The organism is Acinetobacter sp. 24-47-39, assembly GCF_056783825.1.
In genome coordinates, this window is sequence record NZ_JBWYIP010000007.1 from 135,414 (window position 1) to 161,191 (window position 25,778).

Annotated in this window: 27 protein-coding genes; 4 read left to right on the forward strand and 23 right to left on the reverse strand. The window is 40.5% G+C overall.

Going from position 1 to position 25,778, the window contains the following annotated elements:
* Positions 1–33: 33 nt before the first annotated feature.
* The 4 genes from AC1M9C_RS08220 to AC1M9C_RS08235 all read right to left on the reverse strand — a co-directional run bounded on the left by AC1M9C_RS08220 (position 34) and on the right by AC1M9C_RS08235 (position 4,225).
* Complete coding sequence (locus AC1M9C_RS08220) at positions 34–360, reverse strand: hypothetical protein (protein WP_035266764.1); 327 nt, start codon at positions 358–360, stop codon at positions 34–36.
* A gap of 299 nt (positions 361–659) precedes the next feature.
* Entirely contained in the window at positions 660–911 is a 252-nt protein-coding gene (locus tag AC1M9C_RS08225) for an RNA recognition motif domain-containing protein (protein WP_035266766.1), read from the reverse strand.
* A gap of 80 nt (positions 912–991) precedes the next feature.
* Positions 992–2,980: an ATP-dependent helicase gene (locus AC1M9C_RS08230; RefSeq protein WP_481953512.1), complete on the reverse strand. Its 1,989-nt coding sequence runs from the start codon at positions 2,978–2,980 to the stop codon at positions 992–994.
* Positions 2,981–3,082: 102 nt separating this feature from the next.
* The gene (locus AC1M9C_RS08235; protein ID WP_481587599.1) at positions 3,083–4,225 is read right to left on the reverse strand and encodes a glycerate kinase family protein; all 1,143 of its coding nucleotides are present in this window, start codon (positions 4,223–4,225) and stop codon (positions 3,083–3,085) included.
* Between the two features lie 134 nt (positions 4,226–4,359).
* Between AC1M9C_RS08235 and AC1M9C_RS08240 the strand changes: the two genes are divergently transcribed.
* Positions 4,360–4,875 carry a hypothetical protein gene (locus AC1M9C_RS08240; protein ID WP_481953513.1) on the forward strand — a complete coding sequence of 172 codons (516 nt, stop codon included), beginning with the start codon at positions 4,360–4,362 and terminating at the stop codon, positions 4,873–4,875.
* A 55-nt stretch (positions 4,876–4,930) separates the two neighbouring features.
* Here the strand turns inward: AC1M9C_RS08240 and topA are convergent, their stop codons facing one another.
* From topA to AC1M9C_RS08265, 5 genes are all read right to left on the reverse strand, one after another.
* A complete protein-coding gene (topA, locus tag AC1M9C_RS08245; protein ID WP_481587601.1) occupies positions 4,931–7,570 on the reverse strand; it encodes a type I DNA topoisomerase in 2,640 nt (879 codons plus the stop codon).
* Between the two features lie 32 nt (positions 7,571–7,602).
* On the reverse strand, positions 7,603–8,052 hold the full coding sequence (locus AC1M9C_RS08250; protein WP_035266779.1) for a hypothetical protein: 450 nt from the start codon (positions 8,050–8,052) through the stop codon (positions 7,603–7,605).
* 56 nt (positions 8,053–8,108) lie between these two features.
* The gene (locus tag AC1M9C_RS08255; RefSeq protein WP_481587603.1) at positions 8,109–8,912 is read right to left on the reverse strand and encodes a hypothetical protein; all 804 of its coding nucleotides are present in this window, start codon (positions 8,910–8,912) and stop codon (positions 8,109–8,111) included.
* Positions 8,913–8,963: 51 nt separating this feature from the next.
* Positions 8,964–9,980 carry a hypothetical protein gene (locus tag AC1M9C_RS08260; protein WP_481587604.1) on the reverse strand — a complete coding sequence of 339 codons (1,017 nt, stop codon included), beginning with the start codon at positions 9,978–9,980 and terminating at the stop codon, positions 8,964–8,966.
* A 112-nt stretch (positions 9,981–10,092) separates the two neighbouring features.
* Positions 10,093–10,338 (reverse strand): SlyX family protein, encoded by a 246-nt coding sequence (locus tag AC1M9C_RS08265; RefSeq protein ID WP_035266784.1) that lies wholly within the window; start codon positions 10,336–10,338, stop codon positions 10,093–10,095.
* A gap of 34 nt (positions 10,339–10,372) precedes the next feature.
* Between AC1M9C_RS08265 and AC1M9C_RS08270 the strand changes: the two genes are divergently transcribed.
* Positions 10,373–12,283, forward strand: coding sequence for an ATP-binding cassette domain-containing protein (locus AC1M9C_RS08270; RefSeq protein WP_481594935.1), 1,911 nt, complete (start codon positions 10,373–10,375; stop codon positions 12,281–12,283).
* Positions 12,284–12,342: 59 nt separating this feature from the next.
* On the opposite strand, the gene AC1M9C_RS08275 is transcribed toward AC1M9C_RS08270, so the two are convergent.
* The 5 genes from AC1M9C_RS08275 to AC1M9C_RS08295 all read right to left on the reverse strand — a co-directional run bounded on the left by AC1M9C_RS08275 (position 12,343) and on the right by AC1M9C_RS08295 (position 15,762).
* On the reverse strand, positions 12,343–12,912 hold the full coding sequence (locus AC1M9C_RS08275) for a HupE/UreJ family protein (RefSeq protein WP_481607788.1): 570 nt from the start codon (positions 12,910–12,912) through the stop codon (positions 12,343–12,345).
* Between the two features lie 17 nt (positions 12,913–12,929).
* Positions 12,930–13,544, reverse strand: coding sequence for an urease accessory protein UreG (gene ureG, locus AC1M9C_RS08280; protein ID WP_481609983.1), 615 nt, complete (start codon positions 13,542–13,544; stop codon positions 12,930–12,932).
* A 22-nt stretch (positions 13,545–13,566) separates the two neighbouring features.
* On the reverse strand, positions 13,567–14,232 hold the full coding sequence (locus AC1M9C_RS08285) for an urease accessory protein UreF (protein WP_481587607.1): 666 nt from the start codon (positions 14,230–14,232) through the stop codon (positions 13,567–13,569).
* A complete protein-coding gene (gene ureE, locus AC1M9C_RS08290; RefSeq protein ID WP_481587608.1) occupies positions 14,219–14,704 on the reverse strand; it encodes an urease accessory protein UreE in 486 nt (161 codons plus the stop codon). The genes AC1M9C_RS08285 and ureE overlap by 14 nt, the downstream gene beginning before the upstream one ends.
* A 170-nt stretch (positions 14,705–14,874) precedes the next feature.
* Positions 14,875–15,762, reverse strand: coding sequence for a DMT family transporter (locus AC1M9C_RS08295; protein ID WP_092766734.1), 888 nt, complete (start codon positions 15,760–15,762; stop codon positions 14,875–14,877).
* 392 nt (positions 15,763–16,154) lie between these two features.
* Here AC1M9C_RS08295 and AC1M9C_RS08300 point away from each other — a divergent pair, with 392 nt between their 5' ends.
* Positions 16,155–17,642, forward strand: a complete 1,488-nt coding sequence (locus AC1M9C_RS08300) for a PAS domain S-box protein (protein WP_481596227.1) — start codon at positions 16,155–16,157, stop codon at positions 17,640–17,642.
* Complete coding sequence (locus AC1M9C_RS08305) at positions 17,633–18,280, forward strand: response regulator transcription factor (RefSeq protein WP_481587611.1); 648 nt, start codon at positions 17,633–17,635, stop codon at positions 18,278–18,280. Before AC1M9C_RS08300 ends, AC1M9C_RS08305 begins: the two co-directional genes overlap by 10 nt.
* A 35-nt stretch (positions 18,281–18,315) precedes the next feature.
* On the opposite strand, the gene AC1M9C_RS08310 is transcribed toward AC1M9C_RS08305, so the two are convergent.
* The 9 genes from AC1M9C_RS08310 to AC1M9C_RS08350 all read right to left on the reverse strand — a co-directional run bounded on the left by AC1M9C_RS08310 (position 18,316) and on the right by AC1M9C_RS08350 (position 25,744).
* Positions 18,316–19,308 carry a 2Fe-2S iron-sulfur cluster-binding protein gene (locus AC1M9C_RS08310; RefSeq protein WP_481953514.1) on the reverse strand — a complete coding sequence of 331 codons (993 nt, stop codon included), beginning with the start codon at positions 19,306–19,308 and terminating at the stop codon, positions 18,316–18,318.
* Between the two features lie 5 nt (positions 19,309–19,313).
* A complete protein-coding gene (locus AC1M9C_RS08315; protein WP_168379990.1) occupies positions 19,314–19,646 on the reverse strand; it encodes a non-heme iron oxygenase ferredoxin subunit in 333 nt (110 codons plus the stop codon).
* The gene (locus AC1M9C_RS08320; protein ID WP_481587613.1) at positions 19,643–20,413 is read right to left on the reverse strand and encodes an SDR family oxidoreductase; all 771 of its coding nucleotides are present in this window, start codon (positions 20,411–20,413) and stop codon (positions 19,643–19,645) included. The genes AC1M9C_RS08315 and AC1M9C_RS08320 overlap by 4 nt, the downstream gene beginning before the upstream one ends.
* Positions 20,410–20,934 (reverse strand): flavin reductase family protein, encoded by a 525-nt coding sequence (locus tag AC1M9C_RS08325; RefSeq protein ID WP_481953515.1) that lies wholly within the window; start codon positions 20,932–20,934, stop codon positions 20,410–20,412. The genes AC1M9C_RS08320 and AC1M9C_RS08325 overlap by 4 nt, the downstream gene beginning before the upstream one ends.
* On the reverse strand, positions 20,921–22,192 hold the full coding sequence (locus AC1M9C_RS08330) for a styrene monooxygenase/indole monooxygenase family protein (protein WP_481953516.1): 1,272 nt from the start codon (positions 22,190–22,192) through the stop codon (positions 20,921–20,923). Before AC1M9C_RS08330 ends, AC1M9C_RS08325 begins: the two co-directional genes overlap by 14 nt.
* Positions 22,193–22,226: 34 nt before the next feature.
* On the reverse strand, positions 22,227–22,718 hold the full coding sequence (locus AC1M9C_RS08335) for a nuclear transport factor 2 family protein (protein ID WP_481953517.1): 492 nt from the start codon (positions 22,716–22,718) through the stop codon (positions 22,227–22,229).
* A 13-nt stretch (positions 22,719–22,731) separates the two neighbouring features.
* Positions 22,732–23,085, reverse strand: a complete 354-nt coding sequence (locus tag AC1M9C_RS08340) for a hypothetical protein (RefSeq protein WP_481587617.1) — start codon at positions 23,083–23,085, stop codon at positions 22,732–22,734.
* Positions 23,086–23,096: 11 nt separating this feature from the next.
* Positions 23,097–24,299, reverse strand: a complete 1,203-nt coding sequence (locus tag AC1M9C_RS08345) for an aromatic ring-hydroxylating oxygenase subunit alpha (protein ID WP_481587618.1) — start codon at positions 24,297–24,299, stop codon at positions 23,097–23,099.
* 110 nt (positions 24,300–24,409) lie between these two features.
* On the reverse strand, positions 24,410–25,744 hold the full coding sequence (locus AC1M9C_RS08350; protein WP_225530670.1) for an acetamidase/formamidase family protein: 1,335 nt from the start codon (positions 25,742–25,744) through the stop codon (positions 24,410–24,412).
* Positions 25,745–25,778: the final 34 nt, after the last annotated feature.

Consider the following 25,778-nt stretch of genomic DNA (forward strand, 5'->3'; position numbering starts at 1 on the left):
TGGCTGACCCTTTCGAATGAATCTGAGGTTATATTAGCGAACAATACCCTTAAAAATTCCTAATGGATTATAAGTCCCATCGCCTTTTTCATTATCATAATGAAATTTGACCTGATCTTGATCACCACCTAACAGTGTTCCAGCCTTGTAAAGACCTTCTGAAATCGCAAGGAAGCCAACATCAATTGCTTGATGAACTGTACCAACACCAGGAATTAGGCTCAGTGGCTTCCAAATTGGAGCTTGAACATTCAATGTGCTCGAAAATAAGTTTGATGCGTTTTGAAGCGTGTCACCGATTAACGTACCTGCACCTGATACGATTTCTGTTTCTAGATGATTTAATTCTTGAATAGACATTTTTATAACCTTTTGGGGTTTTATAATGGAGCTTTTATACTACACACTTCACTCAAACCTATTCAATCTATTATTAAGATATACTTAACAATAATTTGTATATAAATGTGATTTTAAGTGTATGTTTTTAATAAAAAATATTAATATATAACAGAAATACATTTCAAAAATATGTCAATTCTTCAAAGTACAAAAGTCGGTCAAAAAAAGCTAAAAAAGATTAACATTTATTAGTGAAATTAAATAAAATATCAAATAAAAAGGAGCAATAACTGCTCCTACTTTATTTAGACATCAAGTTATGCTTCTGGCTTTTCGTCTGCAGCTTTTACTCGAATACCTGCACCTTTAACTTTACGGGTGTTCAGCCCCTTAATTGCTTTCACAGCTTCACGGCCATGTGGCATTTCAACAAAGGCAAATCCTTTCGATTTGCCTGTTGCAGCATCTAACACCAATGTACATGAGTCTACTGTTCCAAACTGCTGAAATAACTCCAGAATCTCAGCTTCAGTAATGCTGCGCTCTAAGTTACGAACTAAAATTTTCATGAAAAAACCTTAAGAAGATAGGCAAAAAAACCAAAAAGTACGCGCCTACTCTACTTTTTGTATGAAACAATCTAGATAGTTTAATCGAGATCAATCCCAAAATCTAAATTAATCGACTGTCGCTCAATCAAAGCACTCTTAACCGTTTGCTGTCTGGTTTTATAATGTGTTTCACTTGTACACAAATGTCTTGAAAGATCATTAAGAAAATAGCTTTCGATTTTTCGCCCCTGTTCATCGACTTGTTCCCTCGCCCACGTCACCAAATTTTGCTTGGTTAGAATCAATTCATTTTGTGCACGGGTAAGTGCCACATAAAGGACACGGCGTTCTTCTTCAACTTCATCAAAATCCCCTTGAGCTCTTGCGTGTGGATACTGACCAGGTGTCACATTCGCCACGTAACAAACTTTTTGTTCAGTTCCTTTCGCAGAATGTATCGTGATCAAAGTCACAACATCAGTATCTGACTGGCGTTCGATTTCACTGATTGAAACTGGATCAAGCACGTAGGCTTCTAAAAAATCACTTAACTGAGTATGTTTTGAAGCTAGCTGTTTCACCAACTCAAAGTCTCCTTGACGACGCCCCCAATCCTTTTTGTAATTTTCACTTAACTGAATTTCTATTGCCTGAATTGCCAAGCTTACGCAAGCTTTAACTTCGGTCTTTAACACATTCAACTGCTTCATAATGAGTAGAGCCTCAGCAGGAATACGTCCAAATTTTTCTAGTTTTTCCGCAATGACGTCATCTTGAGGGTCCTGTAACAACTGTTGCGCTAAACGGCTTGCCCCAACATCACCAACCCCATCCCAAAGCGTCAAAAAACGCATCCATGCAATATCGTCTGAAGGATTGGCAATGACGCGTAGTAAACTCAGTAAATCCTTAACATGCGCAGTTTCAAGAAGTTTCATACCACCAATAAATCGATACGGAACATTGGCTGCAATGAAAGCTGCTTCAATATGACGAGCTGCAAAACTTGAACGTACCAGAACCATATGATCGCGCCAAGGACTTCCCTCAAGTAAATGTCTCTCTTTAATATCTATGGCAATCCATTTTGCTTCATCAAACTCATTCGGGAAAATATGAATTTTAGGCTTTATGCCTGCACCTCGATACGCATCTAAGCGCTTGTCGTATTTAATCTCACTTTGATCAAGCAACCAATTTGATAAATCTAAAATTTCTTGAGTAGATCGGTAGTTTTTTTCTAATTTAAAGATCTGAGCTGCTGGCACACGCTCTTTAAAATGATGAATGTTTTCGAAATCTGCGCCACGAAAACCATAAATCGATTGAGCATCATCCCCGACACAAAACAAACTTACTCGGTCCTTCAAAGGCTCTAATAGCGCCCATTGCAATGGATTGGTGTCTTGCATTTCATCCACAAGCATATGTCTGCAAATCGAAGCTACATAATCGACTAGACCCTCAGACTGTGCTAAAGCTGATGCCACGATCGCAAGAATATCGTCATAATCAAGAAAGCTACGTGCCTGCTTTCGAGTTTCATATTCTTTCATGATTTCTGCAATCAGGTCTTTCATTGCTAAGAATTCTGGCATTTGCTTTTCTAAGGCAACACTTAGCTTTTGACGCGTATTTCTAGCATATGAATACAGATCACATAATTCAGCAGGCTTCGGGAGCTGATTGGGATTCTTTTTATCATCTTTACCACGTATCAAGCGAAACATCATGAGTTGATCATCACGATCAATAATTGAGAATTGCGCTAAGCCGAAAGCTTTTGGTATACGACGCAGCAAGTACATACAAAAAGTATGGAATGTTGATGCTCGTAATCCTTTTGCTTGTTCACCGAGTGCCAATTCGACACGCGCCACGATTTCACTGGCAGCACGACGCGTAAACGTCAAAATTTGAATTTGATTGGCGGGTACACCTTGATCAATGAGATAAGCAGCACGTGCCACAATCGTTTTGGTTTTACCACAGCCCGCACCCGCCAACACCAAACTATGTAAGGCTTCTGTGGTTGCAGCTTGTTTTTGTTGAAGATTTAATTCATCAATCAGGCTGTCTAAACTCATCGCTACTCATCAATTTTACAATAACAATAGTTTAACAGAGCTAGATTTAGAAAATACAAACACGCTTCAGTTTTAAACCTCAAAGCCCACTTACATAGAGAATTAGATATACTGCCTTACGATATTTTGTACCGTTAAATCTAAATTCTGAACTGCATTTTTCAAGGATTCTGACAAACTTTGATCCAGTGGATTAATACTACAGATGTGATGAAACCCTTGTTCGTACAATGATTCCACCCCTTCACCAACTCTACCAGCGAATGCAAATACAGGCTTGTTGTGCCAATATGCGACTTGAGCAACGGCAAATGGGGTTTTACCAAATTGAGTCTGAGTATCAATTTTCCCTTCACCCGTAAATACATAATCAGCTTGCGCAATTTTTTCAGCCAATTGAGTTTCCTCAATGATTAATTCAGCACCCGATCGAATATCTGCGCCTGTAAATGCCATCAAACCAAATCCCAAACCACCTGCTGCACCAGCACCAGATCGATGACGTAAATCGACTAAAAGCTGCTGCTCTACCACCCCTGCAAAGTGCGATAAGTTAAGGTCTAATACTTGCACCATTTCAGGTGTAGCCCCTTTTTGCGGACCAAAAATATACGATGCGCCAAGTGGACCACATAATGGATTGTTTACATCTGAAGCGATAACAATTTCTGTTTTAGTCAATCTTGGGTCGAGTTGTGTCACATCAATGGAATCGATTTGGTTTAAGTTTCCACCTGTTGGCTCAAATGCTTCATGATATTGATTAATAAATTTCACGCCCAAAGCATGCGCCATACCAGCACCACCATCATTGGTCACACTCCCACCTAATCCGATGATAATCTTTTTCACACCGAATTCGAGAGCTGCGACAATCAGTTGCCCTGTCCCTACAGTATTAGTGAACAAAGGATTTCTTAAATGAGGTGGTATTAAATGAATGCCATTGGCTTTCGCCATTTCAATGACTGCTGTTTGTCCCTGATCAATTAATCCAAAATGAGTCATGACACGCTGATCAGCGAATGGACCTTGTACTTCGCACGCGATTTTTAATCCTGATTTTGCCATGACCAATGCATCAATGGTTCCTTCACCACCATCTGCCATTGGATTCAAAATACATTGTGCATCGGGTAAGACTTTATGGATTGCATTTTTCATAATCATGCATACCTGCTCAGCAGGCATGCTTTCTTTGAAAGAGTCGGGAGCCAAAATAAAAGTTTCTATCCTTTGCTGCATACTTTATTGCTATTCTCATATTTAAATTAATTCAGATACTTATTTATTACATTGAGATTTTCAATTTTTCAAATAGAACCCTTATATATATTGTAATAAACTTACAATTCCCCAAAAAAAATAACGGTATAACAATGCAAAAATATCAAATATTTAAAAAAACTTTCGTGCTGTGTACATTCATTTTTGTATGTAATCAAGCTACCAGCTCGTCTGCAACCAATTCACACAGTAGTGAAAATATTCAATTATCAGCACTTTCAGCCAAATGGAAATGTACTGAAGAAATGGATTACATGGGTTATGCTGCGAAAAGCGAAATAGTGTCTGAGTTCAAACCAAATGGTCAATATTTTGAAAAAAATCAAATGACCTTTATTAAAGATAACGAGAAAGCAATTGCTTATACCCAATCTGAAGCTCAATGGAGTTTACAAGAACATATACTCACAATTGATCAAAATAAATTACTGAAATTTGAAATGGACAATGCTCAAGTTGAAGAGCAATTAAACCTTAAATCAGCTTTAGCTGATCCTGATGCTGTGAAATTACTAATTAAAGAACTCGATAACAAAGAAATGATTGCGAATTTCATTCTATTTGATACAGAAATAGAAAATCTCTCAAGAGTATGTGTAAGACAATAAATTTAATGTCATAAAAAAATGCTGACCTAAGTCAGCATTTTCTGTTATTTAAACGTTAAGCTTCAATCCATTTACCATCTTGGTAAATCAAAGACCATTTCGTTTGTTTACCTTCAGGCGTTTCAGAACCAATATATTGCGCTTGATTTTTACGACTAAACTTCACTAAAGTTGGGTTTCCATCAGGGTCAGTATCTGGCGCTTGCAGAATAAACTGATACTTTGGATCTAGCTGTTGAGCAACCGTACGCAATTCCGCAACCTTAGGAGCACGAGTTTCACGTACTTTAGGGAATTTACTTGCTGCTAAGAATAAGCCTGCTGCTCCATCACGTAATACGAAAAAGTCGTCATGTTTCGTTGAGCGCAAATGTTCCATTTTAATCGGGTCGACACGAGGAGGTGCTGGTTGACCGTTCTTCAATACTTTACGTGTATTTTCACAGCTTGTGCAGGCAAAATAAGGACCAAAACGCCCTGTCTTTAACTGCATCTCACCATCGCATTTGTCACATGGAATTGTTGGACCATCGTACCCTTTAATTTTGAACTCACCTTCTTCAAGCTCAAAACCTTCGCAGTCTGGATTATTCCCACAGATATGAAGTTTACGACCACCATCAATAACGTAGCTATCCATTGCTGTTTCGCAAATTGGGCAACGTTTTTTCGACATTAAATCCGCGGTTTCTGCAGACTCATCATCAGATAATGCAGCCAAGGACTCTACTGGCGTTAAGTTAAGTGTACCTTTACAACGTTCTTTCGGTGGTAAGTTATAGCCAGAACAACCTAAGAATACACCTGTGGTACCGGTACGAATCTGCATCGGACGATCACATTCTTTACAATGCACAGCATCAACTTCAACAGGTTGATTACGGCGCATGCCATTTTCACCCTGTGCAGTAGTCAGACGTTTCTTAAAATCACCATAGAAACTATCTAACAACTCTTTCCAATTACGCTCACCATCTGCAACTTTATCCAGTTGACCTTCTAGATCTGCAGTAAATGCGTAGTTCATTAAGTTGTTAAAACTTTCATCCAAACGATCTGTTACGATTTCACCCATCTTCTCTGCATAGAGACGACGGTTATCCAATTTCACATAACCACGATCTTGAATCGTTGAAATAATCGCTGCATAAGTCGAAGGACGACCAATACCTTTTTTCTCAAGCTCTTTCACCAAAGATGCTTCTGTGAAACGTGCAGGTGGTTTAGTGAAATGTTGCGAAGGATCTAACTTTTGAAGTTGCAGAACTTCACCAACTTTCACAGCAGGCAGTAAAACATCATCATCCGACTTGTTCTGGCCACGTACTTTCGTAAAGCCATCAAATACCAAAGTACGACCTTTAGCTTTAAGCTCTACACCATTCGCGTCAACCAAGATCGTTGAAGACAAATATTCAGCAGGTGTCATTTGACATGCAACAAACTGACGCCAAATCAGATCATATAGACGTTGAGCATCACGATCTACACCCGCAAGTTGATCACCCTTCAACGCGACGTTTGATGGACGAATCGCTTCATGGGCTTCTTGCGCACCTGCTTTATTTCCAAAACGGTTTGGCTTTGCAGGGAGATATTTTTCACCATACTCGGTTTCGATATGTCCACGTACCATATTGACCGCATCATCACTCAAGAATGTTGAGTCGGTACGCATATAGGTGATATAACCTGCCTCATACAAGCGCTGTGCCATCGTCATCGTTTTCTTTACAGAGAAACCAAGTCGAGTACTTGCTGCTTGTTGTAAGGTCGATGTGATATAGGGCGCGCTCGGATTAACTTTGGTCGGTTTATCTTCACGGGCAGCAACTTTGAATTCAGCTTCTTTTAAAACATCCAATAAAGCATCTGTTTGTGCTTTGTTTTGAAGTTTTAATGTCTTACCTGACTGTTTGACTGCTTCTAAACGAATATCATCTTTTTTAGATTTGGTATCTGCAAAAACTTGCCAATATTCTTCAGGAATAAAAGCACGAATTTCTCGCTCACGCTCAACCACAAGTTTTGCAGCAACTGACTGTACACGACCCGCAGATAAACCACGTGCGATCTTCTCCCACAATAGTGGTGAAATCATAAAGCCAACAATACGATCAAGGAAACGGCGTGCTTGTTGTGCATTGACTTTATCAATATCTAAACGAGCAGGCTGTTTAAATGCTTCTTGAATGGCATTTTTAGTAATTTCGTTGAAAACCACACGTCTATAACGAGAGTCATCACCACCAATGACTTCTTTTAAATGCCAAGCAATTGCTTCTCCTTCGCGGTCCAAATCGGTTGCGAGATAGACCTCGTCAACCTGCGAAGCAAGCTTTTTCAGTTCTGAAACAACATTTTCTTTACCAGGAAGCACTTCATAGTGTGCTTTCCAACCGTGCTCAGGGTCTACCCCCATACGATTGATCAGTGCCTGTTGAGCTTTTTCAGCTTTCTCTTCAGCAGTCTGTTTGGTACGTGTTACTGGTTTCTTTTCCGTACTTTTTGAAGCACCTGTTGGTAAGTCACGGACATGACCCACAGATGATTTCACAATGTAGTTTGAACCTAAGTATTTATTAATGGTCTTCGCTTTAGCAGGCGACTCGACGATCACTAAAGCACGTTTTTTTCCAGCTTCTGACGATTGAGCTGTAGCACTTTTGGATGTGGACTTAGGAGCATTCGCCATAGTGAACCGTTATTCCTATAAGATTAAAAAAATTAAATTTCAGCCAATTTATGTAAAAGTGCTTTCATTTCATCAAGTTGTGTAGCGTGAAGATCTTCTTCTTCCTTCCAGTACAAACCGACGCAATTAGACTGCATATCAATAGCATAAATCCCTTTTAATGCAATGGGGAAATCATTAAATTTCTCATTTCCGTGAACAACCTTAAGTTTTTCATTTTCAACCAATGCGCGCATTAAAGGTAGGCGACCATCAGGAATGATAACGCTGTAATACGCCACCATACTGGCACGATTTTCTGATGCCATTGGAATATTGGTCCATGAAGGTGCAGCAATCAAACGCGGGTGTAATCCCATTTTTCGCGCTTTCTCACGCATGATCCCCAAAGCTTTTTCTCTTGGATTTACACGTAATCCGAAGATCGAGCCCAGCACAAAAACAACGATAAGAATCGTTATCCAAAGTCCAGCATTTTCCATAGTTCACCTTTTGCTTCTTATATTAGAGTTGCATAAGCCGAATATAAAAGGCAAGTTCAGAATGCGTCAATTCTCCAAATTACGCTATCAGGTATAAATGATGCTTTCTTTTTATTTTCATTATTTTCATTTAAAACAAATATATAACCATTCTTTACTTTAGAAACCATAATAACTTTTCGTTTAGTATTATTAGTTAAATATAATGTTTTGTATTCTGTTGAATCTAAATATTTTTGGGCATGAACTTCACCTTGCTTACCAATATGAATAACCCAACTTAACCAACTAATGAACAGAAACATCACAAATAAAAAAACCAAATATGATTTAAATAAATTATGACTTCCTTCCTCTTTCCTACTTGAAGATTTTAGATATTGTTCATCTTCACTCAATTCTTTTTTTACATTAGACAAATGGCCATCAAAAGCTTTTATTTCTTTTAGCTTGAGAAAAATACTATGAAAAAGTAGAACAATTAAAATTGGTAAAATAAAAAATGGGAATATAAAAACAACAAAAAAAGGAATAATTTTTTTTGATCCGCCTAAAAAACACCATATCGAAAAAAGACAGACATACATAAAGTCATACAGAAAAATCAATGCTTTAGGGTACAAAACAAACGATATCGACAGTGCTAGGGATGTGATAAACACAATAAAAAAATTAAATTTATCTGAAATGACTACATATATAAAAAAATCATAGAAGTTCAAATCAAACAACGAAACATTAAAGCCTAGCGTATTGGATAACCCATCAATATACATTAGACCTGCGAAAGAAATGGAAATCGTAAAAAAGGTAACAACAAAGACCAAACGACTCAGTCGATTAAAAACTTGATCAAACATTGGTCATCACCGTATCAATTAAAATTAATATTAAATGAGAGAATATAATTCTTAATTCAGAAACATCTCATGACTATATAGAACTTCATGCCCATTCCAGTAAATATATCCCTTATCAATCATTTCCTTAAGCAATAACCGCACATCGGATTTTGGAAATAGTTGTTCTAATAAATCACGCAGTTCATAAATATCTTTAGGCTTTCCGGATTTTAAAGCATTCAATTTTTGGATGACTTCCAGCTGGACGGGATCTATTTTTTCGAAATTTTTAAACAAATCACTCTGAATGTGCTGAATATCTTGTGACTCTTCAACTTCAACTTCAACTAAAATGTCTTTTGCTTCGATATGTAGCTTCGCCAATAACGCATCTACCTGACCAAGCTTGTGGTCTGCTACTACATCTTCATCAACATTCATATCCAATTGAGCCCACTGCTTTAATACCTTTTTACGAAAGGAAATTTGCTCACCATCTTTTTTAATTACCTTTAAATTAATGAGCATGCCAATCAATTTAGCGCTGTGCTCGTCATTTATTCTCAACGTATTCTCGATCGAGTTTTTAAGCTTAGCTAAGGTGTTTGGCTTCCCTTCCATACGAACCACAACATCACAATATTGCTTTACTCTAAATAAATCATGATTTTGACGAATAGTTTCAACTGAAGGCACGTTGTATTTGAGTTTTGACACAGGTTGCTCTGGTTGTACCTGTATCAAATTACATTGAATACCAGAAGCTCGCATCATGTCAGCCAACATCGTGCTACAGTCTCGCGCGGAAATCACATCAATCTCTGCGCCATGCTCAACCAATGCCAAGATTTGTCCCACAATCACAGCGTACTCAAATTCTTTTTCTTTTGCCTCAAGCATTTCTAAAATGACAATTTGACCACTACTAATCCAACTCGAAAATTCAGTTAAATCAGTGAGACTGTAATGAAAACTCCCTTTCGAATGAAATAGATAGGTCGTGGTGTAATGTTGCACAATCTCCCGAAATAACGTCGAAGTCGGCATGTTATTTTCAAGATCTATTAGGACAACTTTAGCGCTCATAGGATAAGATTCAGAATTCGGCAAGTGAAAAGACTATTACAACGACCTTCATATCAAAGGTCAAACTATTTACGCATACTTCTTAATAAATAATCAGTATTTATGTCACATCTTAATAATGTGGAGGTTTATCCAAAATTGGATCAAATGGAGCAACACCATCGTCAGCATGAGTAGCTTCAACACGTTGATACAAAATTTGCATTTGTTTCTTTAAATCGCTGATTTCACGGCTTTGTAATGCAATTTGAATATTTAACTGATCAACTAATTCATCTAAAAATGCAATTCGGACTTGCAAATCTTCTATGGGTGCGGAAAATGACGCCTGCTCATTTAGATTTTTTTGATTCGACATTATAAGTCCTCATCAGGGGATTTCAGGAAACATTATGGCCTATATTACCTTAAGGGACGTCCAACTCGCATTTGGTGGACCGTACTTACTCGACGGCGCGAATTTTAGTTTAGAGCGCGGCGAACGAGTGTGTTTGATTGGCCGTAATGGTGAGGGTAAGTCTACTTTACTTAAACTCATTGATGGAAGTTTATTGCCTGATGCTGGTGAAGTTTCCCTGCAAAATGGTATTACCATTTCTATGCTGGCTCAAGACGTGCCAATGGACTCGGGACGTGTTGCAGATATTGTGGCAGATGGCGCAGGTGAAGCAGCTTCTGTTCTTAGAGCTTATCACGAAGCAAGCGAAGCTTGTGTACTCGGCGATATGGAAGCGTGCGATCGCATGGGTAACTTGCAACATAAAATGGACCAATTAGATGGTTGGGCACTTGAAACTAAAGTGAATTCAATCCTGAGTAAAATGGGACTTGATCCTGATGCTGATTTAGCTGATCTTTCAGGTGGTCGTAAACGTCGTGTGCTTCTTGCACGCGCACTACTCACCCAACCTGATGTTCTGTTACTCGACGAACCAACGAACCATTTAGATGTTGAAAGTATCGAGTGGTTAGAAAAATTCTTACTCGATCAAAATAATTTAACATTACTCTTCATTTCGCATGACCGTTCATTTGTAGACAGTATTGCTACACGTATTGTGGAACTGGATCGAGGCATCTTACGCAGTTATGAAGGGAACTATTCACGTTACCTCGAACTCAAAGCTGCACAAATGGAAGCTGAAGAAAAACAAAATGCGCTGTTCGATAAAAAGCTAGCAGAAGAAGAAGTTTGGATTCGTCAAGGCATTAAAGCACGTCGTACCCGTAACGAAGGTCGTGTACGTGCCTTAAAAGCATTACGTGAAGAATCTAAAGCCCGCCGTTCGCAGCAAGGCAAAGTGAGCATGGCTACCCAAGATGCTCAACGTTCAGGCAAAGTGGTCTTCGAAATTGAAAACCTCAGTGTGCAATTTGGCGACAATGCACCGATTATCAAAGATTTCAATGCACTGGTGCTCCGTGGAGATCGTATTGGTCTCGTGGGCGATAACGGTGTCGGTAAAACCACGCTAATCAAAGCAATTTTGGGTCAACAAGAACACTCAGGTACGGTCAAAACAGGGACACAACTCGAAGTGGCTTATTTTGACCAACTTCGTAATGTACTCGATCTTGAAAAATCGGTAAAAGATAATGTGGCTGAAGGGTCAGACTTTGTCGATATCAATGGCGGGCGTCGACATATCTATAGCTATTTACAAGATTTCTTGTTCTCACCTGAGCGTTCTCGTACGCCTGTAAAAGCCCTTTCTGGTGGTGAACGTAACCGTATCTTATTGGCGAAATTACTGCTTAAACCATCGAACCTCATCGTGATGGATGAGCCAACAAATGACTTGGATATGGTCACGCTTGAACTACTTGAGGAGATGCTCAGCGACTACAAAGGAACATTACTTCTTATTTCACATGACCGTGCCTTCATGGACAATGTTGTGACTTCAACTTGGGTATTTGATGGCAAAGGCAATATCGATGAATATGTGGGTGGTTATCAAGACTACCTCATGCAACGTCCTGATCAAACTGTTGTCGATCAGAAATCTGCGGTGAAGAAAGCGGCTGCAAAAGCTGAAGCGGCAGCAACCCCTGCACCAGCGGTGAAAAAAGTAAAACTAAGCTATAAAGATCAACGTGCTTTAGAACAACTTCCTGCTGAAATGGAAGCTTTGGAAAAGGAACAAGCTGAAATTAATGCGCTTTTAGCAGATGGATCTTTATTTGTGACAGATAGTGATAAAGCAACTCAACTTTCAATTCGCCTTACTGAAATTGATGAATTACTTTTAGAGAAATTAGAGCGATGGGAAGCACTTGAAAGTCTTGCGAATGGTAGCTGATTACCCTAGTAAATAAAAAACTCCGCGCTTGCGGAGTTTTTTTATTTTGCCAAGTTTGATCACGCTAAACCAATTACTGCAACCAATGCTGCTAGCACACCTACAATCTTTTTACCTTGTGGAACAAATTTCACCATCAATGCCCCTAAACCCAGTCCAAGAGCATAAATCATTGCCATGGCAGTAATCATGCCTAAAATCTGAACGCCAACATTTCCATTCATCGCTAATTCAGCTCCGTGTGCTGAACCATGAAAAACTGATAGCAACACTGCTGCAACTGGAAAAATTCTGTTCGATTTGGTCCATAAACTTACAGCTAAGATGAACAATGAACTTACAATTCCAATTTCTGCAACGCCATTCGGAATAATTCCATGCGCACCTAAACTGAATCCAGCAACGAGCGCTGTAAGCAAGCCCCATGCCCCAATCATCTTCCAAATTTTAGACATGCTCCACATCAAAACGCCGAAACTGAGTGCCATCATCAAATGATCCAATCCTGTAAACGGATGAATGAAGCCCGTCCAAAAATTAGCGTCATGGTGATGATGGCCTGGATGTGCCATTACAAGGCTCGGAACACTTGCCAGAATGAATAGACCGAATTTATTGCATTGTTTCATCCTTTAAGCCCTCTTGCTTAAGCTTTGAATAAACCTTGTTTTTCAATAAAACTGATAATCTCGTTTAAACCATCTTCAGTTTTCATGTTTGAAAACAAGAACGGTTTATCTCCTCGCATACGCTTGGCATCTTGGTCCATCACCTGCAAATTCGCTCCAACCATTGGCGCCAAATCTGTTTTATTGATAATCAGTAAGTCCGACTTGGTAATGCCTGGACCGCCTTTACGTGGAATTTTTTCACCACCAGCAACATCAATCACATATAGCGTCAGATCAGACAGTTCAGGGCTAAACGTTGCTGCCAAATTATCACCACCACTTTCAATGATAATTAACTCTAGACCAGCAAACTTTTCACATAAGTCATCAATCGCTGCCAAATTGATTGAGGCATCTTCACGAATAGCCGTATGAGGGCAACCGCCAGTTTCCACCCCCACAATACGATCGGGTGACATGGCTTCATGACGAGTTAAGAAGTTGGAATCTTCTTTGGTGTAAATATCATTGGTCACCACCGCCATATTGTATTTATTACGTAATGCACGGCATAAATTTAAAGTCAGCGCTGTTTTACCAGAGCCGACTGGTCCACCAATTCCGACACGTAAAGGAGAACGTTCTGACATGATTGATTCCTTATGATAATTTTTAAGATCTAAATAAACGCGAATATTGTGTTTCATGAGACATGCTGAGCATGGCATATTGAGGTAAGGCACTGCTAAGTTGATGATCTTCTATACACATTGCATGCGTTATGGCATCTGGGACTAAGCCATGTAAATGCCACAAAATTCGTTGACCACTCATCTGACCGAGCGGCACAGTTTTGACTGCGCCAAGTACTTGGTTTTCTAAAACAGTAAATGTATACGCCGTTAAAACATCTTCGATATTCAGATCCAATCGCCCACATAACTGAGCATATACGGGTACAAATCCAAGTTGTTTTTTTACCGTAACGGGCATTTTCAATACATCTTTAATCCATGCGTTCAAGGAAAATGCCAACTGCTGCGATTCAGCCAATAACTCACGACTTTCACGACTGGCTCGATACAACTGCGCCCAATGATTAAACTGCTGTTCATTATCATGGGCCTGCATCAAACGCTTCAATACAGGTAGCTCAAAACGAACCAAAAGCATTTCCAGAACTTCTTCGAAGTACGCAATACTGGATTGCTCATCATGGATCAAACCTTGATCGATCGCACTTTCAACACCTTGCGAATAGCAATAAGCGCCTACAGGCAAAGCTGTAGAGGACAAAGTTAACAGTTTGAGTAAGTGAGCTGCATTAGTGATGCGCATGAGCATGAATCGCTTTGATTGGGCTTAAACGATGATCATGTGCATGCTGAGCATAAGCACCACTTTCTGGCTCAAATGGATGATCCACTTCCGTGACCATTAAACCCAATCCTTGGACCATTTCGGCTAAGACATGATCAGGTTCAAAATATAGTGCACTAGGCGTGAGCATAAGAGGGACATGACGATTCCCTAAATGATAGGCTGCTTTCAAAAGCTCAAATTCAGATGAAGCTTGGACACACATCAGGCGTTCAGGCAATGCATCCACACGCAGTAAGTCACCTGTTTCAGTTGCAATAAATGATCCTCCGCGAAGAATGCCTGTGCGCGGTAAATCTGCACCAATATCGCACCCTGAAACTAAAGTTGCACGAAAACGGCTCTTTTGTCGTGTATCAAAGTTGAGTTGCACAGTTTCGAAAGCTTGATCTTCTGTCACTGCTTCTATTCTTTGAGTATAGATTTTCATGCCTTTCCTATTGTCGCTTGAATACTTTGCTTTAATTTCAACTCGCGAAATGTCTTGTTCAACATCAATCCATTTACGCATCAAAATTAAGCATTATTCATGCCAACATGAAATCTATTGGTGCATCCCCTTCTTCTTATTAAAGAATATTCAATGATCTATAAAAATGTTTAAGCCCAAATCACCAAGATTGCTGCAATCACAACTAAAGCTAATCCCCAATGTTCGGCTTTCGCTAACTTTTCTTTAAAGAAATAAGCGGAGATCAATAAGCTAAACAAAATCTCAATCTGACCGAGCGTTTTGACCACTGGGACACTCATCATACTCATGGCAGTAAACCATCCGAGAGATGCCATAAAACTACATACACTGACTTTAAAGGTCAGTCCTAGACGTTGCCACATCGCCAGCAACGTTTGATGACTGAATAAACTGAGATACAAAAGCATACTCAAACATTGTAAGCCAATCACCGACAGTAATACCCATGCAGCGCGATGAATTGTTGGCAACATTGTTAGTTCAAGACTGGCCTCTCTGACCAATAGTGAAGTGATAGCAAAACACAAACCACTTCCGATGCCAATCATCAGTGTTTTGGGTGAAAATCCAGTAAAACCATGTCCCCGACTCAACAGAAACACAGCAAAACCACCCAGTAACACCCCAAACCATGCCAACCATGACAAATGATCAGAGAGAAAAGCAACGCCAATGATTGCAGCTAAGATCGCTTCACTTTTAGCCAGTCCCACGCCAATGGCATAGTTTTTTTGCTTAAACAACTGCACCATTAACGCAGTCGCTAAAATTTGGCTAATGCCTGCGATAAAAATATAAACCCAATATTTTGTCGTAAATTGAACAGTCGCTGTTACCGGTGAAAAGTGATAAAGGCTACTCAAATAAATCAATGCAAAAGGCAAGGCGAAGATAAAGCGTGCAAGGGTCACGCCCCATACATCGACAGTGGTACTCAGTTGTTTTTGAAAAGCATTGCGCCATGCCTGCATAAAAGCAGCCATGAGGGTAAAGAGAATCCAACTGAACGCCATAAAAATATCACTTTAATGAGTAGGACTGACGGGTTTTATTCTATGCCTCATCCAGTGTAATGACTAATCAAAAAAGGATTGTATGTAGATAGCATAAAGTTTGATTTTATTCGTTAGATAAAAAGATGATATTTTTTGAGCTAACATTCCTCGTGTAACTGTCACCTAAATCAGTTGAAGTAACATGGTATCTAAATTGCATAAGATTGAGATCACTGATAAATTTTTCACATGAATATTTTTATATGTTAAAAGTATGTAATTAGACCCTAAGTCTAATTGCAAGATGCTGCCCCTTAATGCAGTATTTACTTATAAAAAAAATGATTTATCAGTGACGATATTTCACCCTATACCCGATAGCCGGAAGCCATCTCAGGTAAGGACCTACAATGACCAGCTTACACTATTATCAAACTATTTTTGATAAAGCGGGCGATGCAATTTTTGTACATGATATTGGCAGTGTCCAATTTATGGATGCCAATGAAGCCGCTGTAGAACTTACTGGATATAGTAAATCTGAATTGACACAAATGAACGTTGAAAAGATCAGTGCTTTTCAACATGGTTTTGATTTGCATCATGCACTCCGAAAAGTTCAACAGGCCGCCACTACAAAAGACGAAGCAATCACATTTGAATGGTTAATAGAGTCTCAAGACCAACGTCATATCCCAGTTGAAGTATGTCTTAAAAAAGTTGAGATTGAAAATAAACCAAAGCTTCTCGCTCTAGTACGTAACATCAGCGAAATCAAAAAGTATCAATATGCTCTACAGTCTAAAGATCAATATTTCAAAATGCTGCTTGAGCATTCGGGAGATGGGATTGCTATTCTCGACTTACAAGGCAAACTACTTTATGCCAGCCCATCATTACAAGGTATTCTTGGTTATCGGGATCGCTTTGTACTCAATAAGAATGTGTTAACTGCAATTCATCCTGATGATCGTATTAAAGTCAGACAGCTTCTATTTAAGAAAACAGAACAACGTGCAGTTGGTGTGATTCATTACAAAATCTTGCACCACAATGGAAAATGGCGACACCACGAGGCAACCTATCGTAACTTATTAGATCACCCTGATATTCAGGGAGTATTGGTGAATTATCGTGATATCACTGAGCGTATTGAGGCTGAAGAAAAAGCACGTGCTCGTGAAAAGCAACTTGGTCATATGTCACGTTGCAAAACGATGGGCGAACTGGCTACAGCGCTCGCCCACGAATTAAATCAACCACTGGCTGCACTCAACAATTACGTTGGAGGTAGTATTATTCGCATTCAAAACGGTTTAGCCAACACACAAGAGACTCTTGATGCCCTCAATGCTGCTTTAAATCAAACACATCGCGTCAATGGCATTATTCACAGCATGAGAAGCTTTTTACGTAAAGGCGAAGCGAATTTCCAGATTCATTCTGTGAGTCATCTTATTCAAGAGTTACATCCTTTGATTAAGCTTAAAGCAGATCAAGGTGGATGTACCATCCATTATGAATTAAGTGTTTCGCCTATTTTTATATCAGCAGATGAAACGCTCTTTAGCCAAGTCATTATCAATCTCGTCTTCAATGCGGTCGATGCTCTACAAACTAACCCTGAGGGTGAAAGGGACATTTATATCCGCACTTGGCAACATAACCAACATGCTCGAATTGCAATTGCAGATAATGGGCCTGGACTCGAAGGGCAAAATCCAGAACAAATTTTTGAATCTTTCTATTCAAGTAAAAACAACAGCATGGGTATTGGCTTAACTCTGTCTCGAAGCATCATTGAAAACCATCATGGTTATTTATGGGTCTGTGAAGGTGAGTCCGGCGCTATTTTTAATATCTCTCTGGCAGCACAGGAGCGTACAAAATGTATTTAACCAATTCTCATGTTCCCGAGCCCATTGTGTATGTGATAGATGATGATCAAGACATTTGTAATTCACTCACATGGTTGCTCGATTCCGTGCAACTCGAAACCAAAACATTCAATAGTGCTACTGAATTCCTGAATTATCAGCGCCCGCAAACGCCTGCATGTTTGATTCTTGACATTCGTATGCGAGGAATGAGTGGCTTGCAATTACAACAACAATTGAACCAACAAAAAACCCGTATGCCGATCATTTTCATGACTGGCCACGGCGACATTCCAATGTCGGTCAACGCGATGAAAGCTGGAGCATTTGATTTTTTAGAAAAACCTTTTAATCCACAACATATGCTTAATCAAATCCAAGCCTGTCTACAACTTGCTGAACAAGATTTTATCGAAGAAGAAAAACGTCAAGAACAGATGATTAAATTGAAATCTTTATCACCAAGAGAAAGTGAGATTATCAATTTATTGGTCGATGGACTTTCGAGTAAACATATTGCACAAATGTTGAATATCAGCCATAAAACAGTAGAAATTCACCGCACTCATATTCGTCAGAAGTTAGGAACTGAATCTATCGCACAGATCGTCAATATGGTCTTGATGTGTCGTGATCGCTCAGTACCGGCGATGGGTTAACCATCGCCTGAGCGGGAGAAAGATGATATGTTCGATTAAAAAAAACGATCAAAATGAATTTGTTGTTGTGGAATACCAGCTTGGTGAGCCATTTGTTCAATTGATTTCACCATCGGTGGTGGACCTGCACAATAGATTTCATGCTCAATCAATTGTTCACCTAATACATCTTGAATGACATCATGAATAAAGCCTGAACGGATACCTTCAATGAATTCAGAGGAGGTTGCAGGTACATAATTGAGGCGTTCCCCTAATTCTGTCCAGTCACGTAATTGATTTTCAGTGAACAAATCACGCTGTTCACGTCCACCATGGAAAAACCAGACTTTGTGATTTTTCAAATGTGGATTGACTGCAACACCACGTGCAATCGCTAACATGGGGGCAAGTCCAGAACCACCAGCCACACAGACAATAGGGCGAGGCTTCTCTTGTAAATGCGCTAACCCATATGGACCATCAATTTGAATATCAGCCTTTTCACGTAACTGTTCATCAAATAACAAATTGGTCATTTTACCATCAGGAACACGTCGAATTTGGAAGATCCATAACCCCTCTTCATTCGGTAGGTTAGACATTGAGTACGCACGAAGTAACTGTTGATTCACCCAAATTAAAGCGTATTGTCCAGGAATAAATTGTGCAGGTTCATCGGATTGCAAATGCACTTCCAAAATATCATGAGTCACCAATTGCACATGTTTAAGCTTCACTTTTTGTACTTTTGGAATCACTTTGGGTACGCATTTTTCATCTAAACGAAGCTTAATCACGCAATCCGATTTAGGACGACATTGACACGCCAGTAACCGACCTTTACGTTTATCACGATCGCTTAATCCAGGTGCATCTGCCCATAAATTTTCCACTTCTCCTGACAGGACATCGATTTTACACGTTCCGCAACCACCCGCATTACATTCGTAAGGAATGCCTAACCCTTCACGTAAACCACCACGGAGCAATACATCATCCGCTGCGCAGTTGAATGTGCCCTGACCTTCGATTTGAATTTTATACATCGGCATCACTCCACCAAATAGACTTTGTCTTCACGCACGATGGATTGATAGGTTTTCAGTGGAATCGTACATGGCGCCCCACAAGGTTCACCTGTTTTGATATCGAATGCACCTGCATGAAATGGGCACTCCACTTCACAGCCATCAATTTCACCATCTGCCAATGATGCATCACCATGTGTACAGGTATCATCGGTGACATAGAACTCGCCATCTTCTAAGTGAAATACTGCCAATGGCGGATAACCGTCAATGATGACTTGTAGTCCCTCACCCTGTTCCACATCAGAGGTTGAACACAAAAATTTCTCAGCAACATTGGTCATTTTAATGTTCATTGGCTTAACTCCTCTATGGGCGAATCTGTGGCTTCAGGACCTAGAATGTGATAACCACCATCGGCATGAATCACACTGCCTGTCAGTAATTTTGCTTTCGGGCTACACAACAAACTTAATGCTTGTGCGACTTCCTCTGCATCCGCAATACGCCCTAACACATGGAAACGTCCTGCCACGCGGTCCGTCTTGGTACGGTCTCCGCCAGAGATCATTTGCATTGGTACTGACCAAGTCCAACCTAATGAGAGTGCATGTACACGAATACCATCTTGCGCTAGATCAAGCGCCATGCTTTGTGTGAGTTGTTCTAAAGTTGCTTTAGATGCTGGATAGACCCAGCGTTCTTTTTGTGCAATACGTGCGCTTACGCTGCTGATATTAATTACTGCACCATCAACGCTGGCCTGCAGCAAAGGTCGACATGCCTGGACCAGTGCTGCATGACCAAACACGGTCACATTAAAAGTATTTTGCCAATCTTGACGTGTAGATTCAGATCCATGATCTTCATACAAACACGCTAGGTTAACCAAGACGTCTAACTGAGTGAGTTTTCCACTTAAGGTACGAATACTTTCATCATTAGCGAGATCTAGAAATTCGTACCGAGCTTGGGTTGATTGTGCAACTTGCTGTCCTTGAGTTTGATTAATATCGGCAATAATGACCTGTGCGCCTAAGCTTTTTAATTCTTGCACCACGGCTTGACCAATATGCGTTGCACCACCTGTCACCAGTACCACTTTGCCATTTAAGTCTGTCATGAAACCTCCTTATACTCAGGCCATTCATTAAATTGACCTTTGCAAAACAACAGTGGGCGTTGATTACTGTGACGACATTGCTCAATTTTTCCTAAGAAAATTTGATGATCACCTGCTTCAATTTGTTGAGCTCTTTTACAAATAAATTGCACTACACAATCTTCTAAAACAGGAGCTTTTGAAGCTTGAATATTCCACGTACCATACTGAAATTTATCTGCTATTGGCTTAGCGAAGTTCAAACCTACTTCCTGCTGATGTGCACCTAAAATATTAATGGCGAAGTATTCAGCATTTTCAAAAATAGATCGGCTTGGAGAATGATTGACTAAACTCCATAACACTAATGCAGGATCTAAAGACACTGAACTAAAGGAATTAATCGTCAACCCTACAGGTTGTTGATCTTGGTCTAGGCAAGTGACGATCGCCACTCCTGTCGCAAAGCCACCAAATGCCTGACGGAGCGATTTCGCTTCCGCCAGATCAACATCCTGCCAAAGTAATTCAGGCAGCTGCATGTTGAAACTCCTTTCGTGACAAGTATTCTTTTGCCCCAGCTTCACCATCTACCGCTGGCCAGAAACCACATGGATTGTTGAAATGCCCCATAAAATCATCTGCAATGGCTTGGTTTTGCGATGCTGCGCCTAACACTTGCAATAAGCTTTCACTTGGTGGGTTTAACAGCAAGTTGGTAAATTCTGTGGTATAACGACCTGACTTTTCCCAGAATTGCTCGAATACTTCTGTCATCCAATCTGCACTAAAGTCTTCATCACCTCGTGCTAAAATCGCAGCTAAATAATGCTCCACCATACGAGTTGCATTGTTTGCGCCTTGTCCTGCGATTGGATCATTTACAATGACAGTGTCTCCAATCCCCCAAATTTTTGCACCGTTATCTAAGGTTGCAACTGGATCTCGAACTTCAGGGCGGAATGCACCTTTGAGCCATGCATTTGGATCACTTAATTCCATATTATCGACCATACGGAAGCTTTGATCTGGTGTTACTTTGGCAACCGCTTCTTTCATGCGTTGGACCAATTCTTCGCCAGATGTCACATCATCGAAGATATCCATTGGACCATTCGGTACACATTCAAATAAGAAACTACGACATGGACCATGCGTGTGACTATAGAACGGCATACTGAAGTATTCACCTGCACCTGCAACAAAATTAAAATGCAAAGTCTGAGATGGTTGACCTTGCCAACTATTTGGACCACACAAATCATCACCTACGACGAGTGCAGCAGCCAATTTACGTGGCGGCGTTTGATGCACTGAACGTGTTTCATTGCGTTTGAATAAACTCGTGATATTGCCCTTACCTGCCGCCAAAATCGTCAAATCATTTTCAGCAGTGATTACTTCCAAATCTTCTGGACTGACATTTTGAATGATGAGCTTGCCACCACGGCGCGGATATTCCTCTAACCAACGGTGATATTTGGTTCGTTGGTCCATGGCAATACCGTCATTATCATGTAAAAAACCAGTCACAGGTAACATGATATCGCCGTTTGGTGCACGAAAATCGACATGCAATGCTTGACCACGATGCGCTTTCCCATCCCAGAAATTCAAACCAAGTTTGCGTTCAAACTCTAATGTATTGGCGAAGAACATCGTGGTACTGACCATACGACCGTGTAACAATTCATCCGCAGGGCGATCTACATATAAAGTGACATCATATTTATTTTCGAGTAGCGAGAACGCGAGTAATAAGCCTGCTTGTCCACCACCGATAATTGCAATTTTTCTCATCTTAAATTCCCCTTAGGCCGTATTGATTCAGTGCCTATTTAACTGTGTTCGGATAGGGTTGATTGAAGGTCAAATTCAATTCGACGCGTTCAAATTTCCATTCACCCTGCTCATTCCGACTTACTTCTGTTTTATAAAATCCACCTAAGCAACAGGTCGTTGCAGGTTTAACTTGATCTGTTGCGGCTGTTGTTGATTCCTCGGCTAAATTACAGACTTCCCATAACATCCAAGTTGCCTTTGCATGATTTTGATCAATGACTTCAATATCTGGCATCGCCATGATATGTAAGCTCCAAAGTACTTGTGCTTCTGCAATCTCTGACAATGCATTCAAGATATTTTGGCGTCCTTGATATTCTCCAAAACCCTTAGCACACCATATGGCATCCTCATGAAATACATGCTGTAAAATGGCTGAATTGTTGCGCTGATCAGCCGCTGTTGCATAACGACCGATCAGGCTACGAATCACCTCGCAGGTCTCCAGATAGTGCAAACGCTGTTCTAGATTGTGCTGGCTCATCTTCGAGATCCTTTTAAACGTTAACTACATCACCAGTTTCATAAACGAAACGCTTTTCTTCAAAGGCGTATGGCACACCCACTGAACCTTTATAAAGTTCAATATGTGGAGCAACTTCGGCAAAACTCAGGCTTAACCAGTACAACTTGTGCAGCTCTTCAGGCAAGGTCCCTAAAGCGTATTGGTCAAGTGCTGCAAGTAGCTTGCGCATTTCAGGCAAAATAGCATCGTAAAAAGCTTGCAATTCAGCTGTAGTCGAATTTAAGCGTGCTGCATGACGTTGTTTCGATGTCCCTAAAGCCCATTTCGCGACATAAGGTTCTAAGCTTGAAAAGTCAGCTGGCAATTGTGAAATGATGTTTGACATGTGCATTCTCCTTATGCGCGATTCAGGTATTGTTCAAGAACGTGGTAACCGTGACGAATCAGGATTTCTTCGTCTTGTAGATGCATCACTTTTTTCGCTCGAGACTCAAGTGCTTCTTGGGTATCTTCCATGGTGGCAGTATCTTCTAACCACGCATTACGTTGTAATACTTGTGCAAACTCTTGCGCCCAACGCTCTGAATAGGTTTTCGCTTTAGGCAGGTAATAGCGACCCTCCCAACGGGTTTGGTTATGACCGACCGGCCAGAACTGATGGGTGAACCATACACCTTCAGTCACATGCACCAAGATATTCGGGAAAATGACAGATAATTCAAACGAGAAGTCATCACGATCATTTGGATTGACTGATTTAGGTAGCTGAACACGTTCATAGTGATTCACCAATGATGCGCCAGTGATCTCACCTGACAATGCAGCCGCTGGTTTTGGATTGGCGTTTTTGGTTAAGCACACAGCGCAAGTACGATGATCACCAAACAATTGCACTTCTTGTAAACCTGATGCGAATACATTCGGGAAAGAGCCTGCATGAATGGTCGCCACGTGATACGCTTCAGCAAATGCGTCATGAGCGACTTTCCAGTTACAGTTCAGAACTGTGTTATAGGCAAAGCATTCTTCCATTTCATGGAATGGATAACCGCCTAAATGCTGTCCCATACCACCTAAGAATTCTTCTACCGATTGAGTGCCATCATTATCCAAATTGATGAAAATAAAACCTTCCCAAACTTGGGTACGAATAGGTGCAAGACCGTTATGACCTTTATCAAAACAAGAAGTGAATTTTTCTTCTTCAGGTACACTAACCAAATCACCTTTAGCATCGTAAACCCAGCCATGGAAACGGCAAGTCACGACTGCAGCTTTATTTGAACCAAAAGTTTCATTGCCAGTCTCCACCACAACTTTATTGCCACGGTGTGAACAAATATTATGAAATCCACGAATTTCACCATCTTTACCGTGCATTAAAATGACTGAGGTTTTAGCAAAATCTAAGCGTTTAACTTTGTAGTCGCCTTTCTTTGGTATTTCTTCTACACGCCCCACTTTCAGCCAAACTTTTGAGAAAACTTTTTCAATTTCCTCTTGATAGATCTCTGGCGAAATACATGGTTCGGTTGGAATCGGCTCAATACCAAGTTCTGGATATAAATCGCCCCAACGGAGTTTTGCATTACTGTTCATATGACATTCCTGTTCAAGTTCTCGTTTCTAAGTTTTAAGTTCAGTAAATTTCATGCTTATTTGCGAACAGCGTTTGAATCATCTGAATCAACCGCCGTTCACGTGATGAATTAAAGTTGGTAATGTTCGCGAACTAAGTTTGCGATCCCCAATTTTTCTAAAATTGGCATTGGGCATAAGAAGGTTGCACGTACCATTCCTGGTAAACGGCTGATTTCGATAGAGCCTGTGATGGTGCAACGGTTCATAACCTCATCCACACTTAAACCTGTGACTTTTGCCGCTCGATTTAAAGCATTGTCCGTTGCATCATTGAGGTTCTTACCTGTTCCCATAAATGTGATTGGACCACTTTCCTCAATCTCAGTTTGTCCCCAACGCGCACCTAATGCTTTCACTTTTTCACGCTCTTCCTTGGTAAATGGACGTGCCATTGGTGGTAAGTCATCTGGTGCTTGAAGTAAAATTGGGCCGTCAATTGTTAAACCTTTAATCACTTCCACTTGTAATTCTGTTTCGCCTGAAACGTCCGTGGCATGCCCTGCAATTTCACCATTGCCTTGTTGCGCATGCATATCTCCCATGTAGACACCTGCACCTGGTACTTTCACAGGACAAATCAAAATACAGCCTGGACGAATCGAATTGGTATCCATGTGACCGTCTGTTTTGGCTGCGATAAGTTCTTCTTCAGTCATTCCGAATTTATGCGGTGCATCAATCAAATACTGACCAAAGTCGTGGCAGTTGTGAGAGTCTGGTAAGTCACGTGAAGGTGTCGTACCAATATTTCCGAGGAATGGACGCATATGCGCAGCAACCCCAGGCATATCAGCACGTGCAAGCGACAAGATTGAATGTTGCGCTGCATGTTCAGGCAGTGCAGAAAGCTCATTGGCATTGCCTGCTAACTTGTTGGCAATCTCTTGATTGACCGTCAAGCTCACTTTGTTTTCTTCATCCAACACAATCACATAACCATGTGAAAAGCGAAAAGCACTGACTTCTGCCCCACAGTTTTTACAGTGAATCGCATCTTCACCAATTCCTTCTACATAACTTGCCGGTTGCTCTGTACCACATGCTTCACAGTATTTCGCAACAAACGGATCGCCTTTATAACGCCCTTCAACAAATTGCATCACACCCGATGAGGTTGCTGTAGAAGTGACATGCATATCCTTAATCTTTAAAGCGACAGCATCACCTACCTCTGCACCTTCAATAAAGACAGGGAGTGTCACTTCATGACCACCTTGGAATGCAGGTGTAATCATTGGACCCCAACAGCCAGGCGGTGTGCCTGTTTTTAACGTTCCACCATTTTTTAAAGGTCCCAGCATACGTTGGCTTGGTCCCACAATACCGCCTGAAAACTCATTCACCACTAAATAATCGACAGCTCCAGCACTGCCTGCTGCATATTCTTGATTCTCAATTTTCATGGCCTTACCTCTATATGCTTGCTCTAATGTTTAG